At 73.9% G+C, this 4,930-nt stretch carries 6 protein-coding genes; 2 read left to right on the plus strand and 4 right to left on the minus strand.

The genetic code is table 11. From position 1 onward, the window contains the following. Positions 1–99: 99 nt before the first annotated feature. The 3 genes from rsmH to NWP09_RS11715 form a co-directional block, all read right to left on the minus strand. Complete coding sequence (rsmH, locus tag NWP09_RS11705) at positions 100–1,086, minus strand: 16S rRNA (cytosine(1402)-N(4))-methyltransferase RsmH (RefSeq protein ID WP_258275681.1); 987 nt, start codon at positions 1,084–1,086, stop codon at positions 100–102. A gap of 98 nt (positions 1,087–1,184) precedes the next feature. Beyond that, on the minus strand, positions 1,185–1,616 hold the full coding sequence (gene mraZ / locus NWP09_RS11710; RefSeq protein ID WP_258275682.1) for a division/cell wall cluster transcriptional repressor MraZ: 432 nt from the start codon (positions 1,614–1,616) through the stop codon (positions 1,185–1,187). 285 nt (positions 1,617–1,901) lie between these two features. After that, positions 1,902–2,279: a DUF3040 domain-containing protein gene (locus NWP09_RS11715; RefSeq protein WP_258275683.1), complete on the minus strand. Its 378-nt coding sequence runs from the start codon at positions 2,277–2,279 to the stop codon at positions 1,902–1,904. 72 nt (positions 2,280–2,351) lie between these two features. Here NWP09_RS11715 and NWP09_RS11720 point away from each other — a divergent pair, with 72 nt between their 5' ends. After that, entirely contained in the window at positions 2,352–3,464 is a 1,113-nt protein-coding gene (locus NWP09_RS11720) for a polyprenyl synthetase family protein (protein WP_258275684.1), read from the plus strand. Here NWP09_RS11720 and NWP09_RS11725 read toward each other — a convergent pair whose 3' ends face one another. Then, complete coding sequence (locus NWP09_RS11725) at positions 3,465–3,797, minus strand: Rv2175c family DNA-binding protein (RefSeq protein WP_258275685.1); 333 nt, start codon at positions 3,795–3,797, stop codon at positions 3,465–3,467. A 172-nt stretch (positions 3,798–3,969) separates the two neighbouring features. On the opposite strand from NWP09_RS11725, the gene NWP09_RS11730 reads away from it, so the two are divergent. After that, positions 3,970–4,930: protein kinase (locus NWP09_RS11730; RefSeq protein ID WP_258275686.1), on the plus strand; the 961-nt coding region annotated here is incomplete at its 3' end.

Here is a 4,930-nt window from a genome sequence, read left to right on the forward strand (position 1 = left end):
GCGCCGGCACGGCGCGCAGGTGCCGCTCGGGGGCGGGCTCGATCGCGGGCGCGGCCGGCGCGAGCGGCGCGGCGTGGAGGTCGACGAGTGCGGCGGTGGTCATGACGGCTCCCCCTGGGTCGAGGCGGCTCGGATGCGTTCGGCTGCGCGCAGTCGGACGGGTGCGGAACGGGGGTTGCGGGCGCGCTCGGCGTCGTCGGCGAGCTCGGCGCCGCGCACGAGCAGGCGCAGCTCGGGCGCGTGCTCGGGCAGCTCGACCGGGAGGTCGCGGGGGGCGGTGGACGAGGCCGCGGCCTGGAGGGCGCGCTTGACGAGGCGGTCCTCGAGCGACTGGTAGGCGAGCACGACGAGCCGTCCGCCGACCGCGAGCGCCGCGATCGCGGCGGGCAGGGTGCGCTCGAGGATCGCGAGCTCCTGGTTCACCTCGATGCGCAGCGCCTGGAACACCCGCTTCGCCGGGTGCCCCTGGTTCGCGAGGGCCCTCGGCGTCGCCGCCTGCAGGATGTCGACGAGCTGCGCCGAGGTCTCGATGGGCGCCGTCTCGCGGGCGGCGACGATCGCGCGCGCGTAGCGGTCGGCGAGCTTCTCGTCGCCGTAGACGCGGAACAGCCGCGCGAGCTCGCGGCCGCTGCGCTCGGCGAGGATCGATGCGGCCGTCACGTCGCCGGCCTGCCCCATGCGCATGTCGAGCGGGGCGTCCTTCGCGTAGGCGAAGCCGCGGTCGGCGGCGTCGAGCTGCAGGCTCGAGACGCCGAGGTCGAGCAGGATGCCGTCGCAGCGCGCGGCGCCCGCGGCCTCGAGCGCGAGGTCGATGCGGTCGTAGGTGGAGCGCACCGGGATGAAGCGGTCGCCGAAGCGCGCGAGCCGCTCGCCCGCGAGCCGGATCGCGTCGGGATCGCGGTCGATGCCCGCGACCCGCAGGGTCGGGTGGGCCGCGAGCAGCGCCTCGGTGTGGCCGCCCATGCCGAGGGTGCCGTCGATGACGAGCGGCGCGCGCCCCTCGGCGGCGGCGCGCTCGATCGCCGGAGCGAGCAGCTCGAGCGTGCGCTCGAGCATGACGGGGGTGTGGAGCTCGGATGCGTCCATGTCGTGTCCCTCCACCGACCCGGCCCCTGATCCCCATCCGTTCGACGCGCCACCGGGGAAGGTGCGGCGCGGCGCCCAGCTGGGGGTCACGAGCCGGCTCAGAAGATGCCGGGGATCACCTCCTCCGTCGTCGAGGCGAAGTCGGCCTCCTTGGCCGCGTAGTAGTCGTTCCAGGCGCGGGTGTCCCAGATCTCGGCGCGCGAGCCCGCGCCGATCACGGTGAGGTCGCGCCCGAGGCCCGCGTACTCGCGGAGGTTGGCCGGGATGGTCACGCGGTGCTGGCTGTCGGGCTGCTCGCTCGAGGCGCCGGACAGGAACAGGCGGAGGAAGTCGCGCGCGCCGGCGGACGTCAGCGGCGCCTGGCGGATCTGCTCGTGCACTCGCTCGAACTCGCGCATCGAGAACACGTAGATGCAGCGCTCCTGGCCGCGGGTGAGCACGAGCCCGCCCTCGAGCTCCTGGCGGAAGCGCGCGGGCAGGATGACGCGGCCCTTGTCGTCGAGCTTGGGCGTGTGCGTGCCGAGGAACACGGGAGCCCCCTCTCGTCCGGCCTGCGAGCAGTTGGTGCGTCGATCCACTCCGACACACTCCACCGTACTCCACTTCCCCCCACTTCAGTCCAGGAAACCTTGGAATCGACGCGCGTGTTGCGCAAGATTCCGCGGTGGAACGGGGTGGAGGACTTCCGCGGCCGCGTGCACGCGAACGCGGCCTGTTCGGCTCAGGGGCGCCGCGCTCTCCACGCCCAGGCATGCAGAGAGGGCCGACTCGGATGAGTCGGCCCTCGGGTGGAGGCGGGTGGAGGCGGGTGCGCGCTAGCGCTGGTTGCGGTCGTCCCACTCCTCGGCCAGGCGGTCCATCAGGCTCGGCGACTGCTTCGTCGCAGCCGGGCCCTCGCCCGCCGCGCGCGTGCGGGGCACGTCGTCGCCCGTCGCGGGCCGCGACGCCGACAGCGCCCACAGCGCGCCGGCCACGGCGACGCCGAACCCGGCGACCCCGACGATCGCGAGCTTGGTGAGCACGCCCACCACGATGAGGACGAGGCCTGCGACGATGCCGAGCACGCCGACGGCGACCTTCGTGTAGTCGACCGTGCGAGGCCCGCTCGTCGTGTTGACGATGTCTGCCTCGTGCTTGTAGAGATTGCGCTCCATCTCGTCGAGCAGTCGCTGCTCGTGCTCGGAGAGGCCCATCTCGCACCCCCCTTCGTCCGACCGGTGCGGAGCGCCAGTCTACGCGTCGCGGCTGTCAATAGCATGTGTCTTGTGTCGGCACAGCAGCGCTTCGCCCGAGCCGTCGAGGGCTCGATCCAGCAGTACCTCGATGCGCGCGAGCACGCGCTCGCAGAGATCTCGGCCGACGCGGCGCCGCTGCTCCGGCACGTGCGCGCGATGGTCTCCGGCGGCAAGCGCGTGCGCAGCGCCTTCGTGCTGTGGGGCTGGCACGCCGTGACCGCCGCGCGGCCCGAGGCGACGCACACGACCGGCACCGAGCAGGACCCCGAGTGGGCCGACGTCGTCGGCGTCGCGACCGCGGTCGAGCTCTTCCACGCCGCCGCGCTCGTCCACGACGACATCATCGACGCATCCGACACCCGCCGGGGCCGACCGGCGATGCACCGCGCCCTCGAGGCGCAGCACCGCGACGGCGAATGGGTGGGCGACGCGGCCTCGTGGGGCACGAGCGCCGCGATCCTCGTCGGCGACCTGCTGCTCAACTGGGCCGACGACCGGATGCTCGAGGCGTGCCGCGGCGCCGCGCACGGCGACCGCGTGCACGACGCGTACCGGCGGATGCGCGAGGAGGTCACCTTCGGGCAGTACCTCGACGTGCTCGAGGAGGCGGCGTGGATCCGGCAGGACCCGAGCGCGCTCCTCGATCGCGCGCACACCGTCGCCGTCTACAAGTCGGCGAAGTACTCCGTCGAGGCGCCGCTCACGCTCGGCGGCCTGCTCGCGGGCGGCGCCGACGCGCAGCTCGACGCGCTCGCCGGCTACGGGCTGCCGGTCGGGGTCGCGTTCCAGATGCGCGACGACCTGCTCGGCGTCTTCGGCGACCCGGCGGTGACGGGCAAGCCCGCGGGCGACGACCTGCGCGAGGGCAAGCGCACCGTGCTCATCGAGATCGCGCGCCAGCGGCTGAACCCGAGCATGCGCACGCTGCTGGACGAGCTGCTCGGCGACCGCGAGCTCGACGAGCGGCAGATCGCGATCCTGCAGGACGCCATCGCCCGCTCGCAGGCGCCCGAGCGGCTCGAGGCGCTCATCGACCGCGCGGTGGGCGAGGCGCTCGAGTCGCTCCACGACGGCGACCTCTCGCGCGCCGCGGTGCTCGAGCTCGAGCGGCTCGCCGACACGGTCGCGAAGCGCGACCGCTAGCTAGCCGAGCAGCTGCGCCGCGCGGCGCACCGCGGCCTTCGCGCCCCCGCGCATCGCCTCGATCGGCGCGACGCCGAGCGAGTCGTCCTCGGCGAGCAGCCAGTCGATCGCCTCGTCCTCGGTGAACCCCTGGTCGAGCAGCACGAGCAGCGTGCCGCGCAGCTCGGGCAGCGGCTCGCCGTCGCGCACGCACAGCGCGGGCACCTGCAGCGGCCCGTTCCGGCGGGTCGCCGGCAGGCGATGCTCCTCGATGAGGCGGTGGATGCGCCCGACCGGCTGGCCGAGCAGTGTCACGAGGTCGGGCACGGAGAGCCACGCGGTGTCTTGCGTCACGCCTCCCATGATGCAGGCTCCGCGCGCTTCCGCGCGAGCGGCGGCGTGGATCACCGGGCCCCGACCGCGCCCCGCCTATCCTCGGTTCGTGCCCGTCGACTCCCGCGATCCCGTCATCGGACGGCTGATCGACCGACGGTACGAGGTCGGCGACCGCATCGCGCGGGGCGGCATGGCGAGCGTCTACGAGGGCGTCGACCTGCGCCTGGACCGCAAGGTCGCCGTCAAGGTCATGCACCCGCACCTGAGCGACGACGACGACTTCCGCGAGCGATTCATCCAGGAGGCGAAGGCCGCCGCGCGGCTCGCGCACCCCAACGTCGTGAACACCTACGACCAGGGCGAGGAGGAGGGGCTCGCGTGGCTCGTCATGGAGCTCGTGCCGTCGATCACGCTCCGCGACCTGCTCGTCGAGCGCGGACGCATCACGCCCGACCAGGCGCTCGACGTGCTCGAGGCGATCCTCGCCGGCCTCGCCGCCGCGCACCGCGCGGGCATCGTGCACCGCGACCTCAAGCCCGAGAACATCCTGCTCGCGCACGACGGCCGCATCAAGATCGGCGACTTCGGCCTCGCTCGCGCCGCGACCGCGAACACCGCGACCGGCAAGGCCCTGCTCGGCACGATCGCCTACCTCTCCCCCGAGCTCGTGACGCGCGGCATCGCCGACACCCGCAGCGACATCTACGCGGTCGGCATCATGCTGTTCGAGATGCTCACGGGCAAGCAGCCGTTCACGGGCGACGAGCCGATGCAGATCGCGTTCCAGCACGCGAACGAGCAGGTGCCGCTGCCCTCGACGGGGGCGACGGGGGTGCCGGAGCAGCTCGACTCGCTCGTGCACTGGGCGACCCAGCGCGACCCGAACCTGCGGCCCGCCGACGCCTCGGAGATGCTCGCCGAGCTGCACGCGATCCGCGAGCGCGGCATCGACGCGCCGACGACGGTGCTGCCGCCGGTCGCCGAGGACGACCGGTCGACGACCGTCATCCCGCGGCCCCGCCCGGAGCGCCGCATCGTCGGCGCCCCGCGCGAGGTCGTGCACGACACCGGCGACGGGGCCGCGACGACCGCGCTCGCGCGGCGCGCGACCGTCCGACGGCGACGGGGGATGCTGTGGCTCGCCGCGGTCG

Origin of the sequence: Agrococcus sp. HG114 (assembly GCF_024723325.1) — a bacterium.
Lineage (GTDB): Bacteria > Actinomycetota > Actinomycetes > Actinomycetales > Microbacteriaceae > Agrococcus.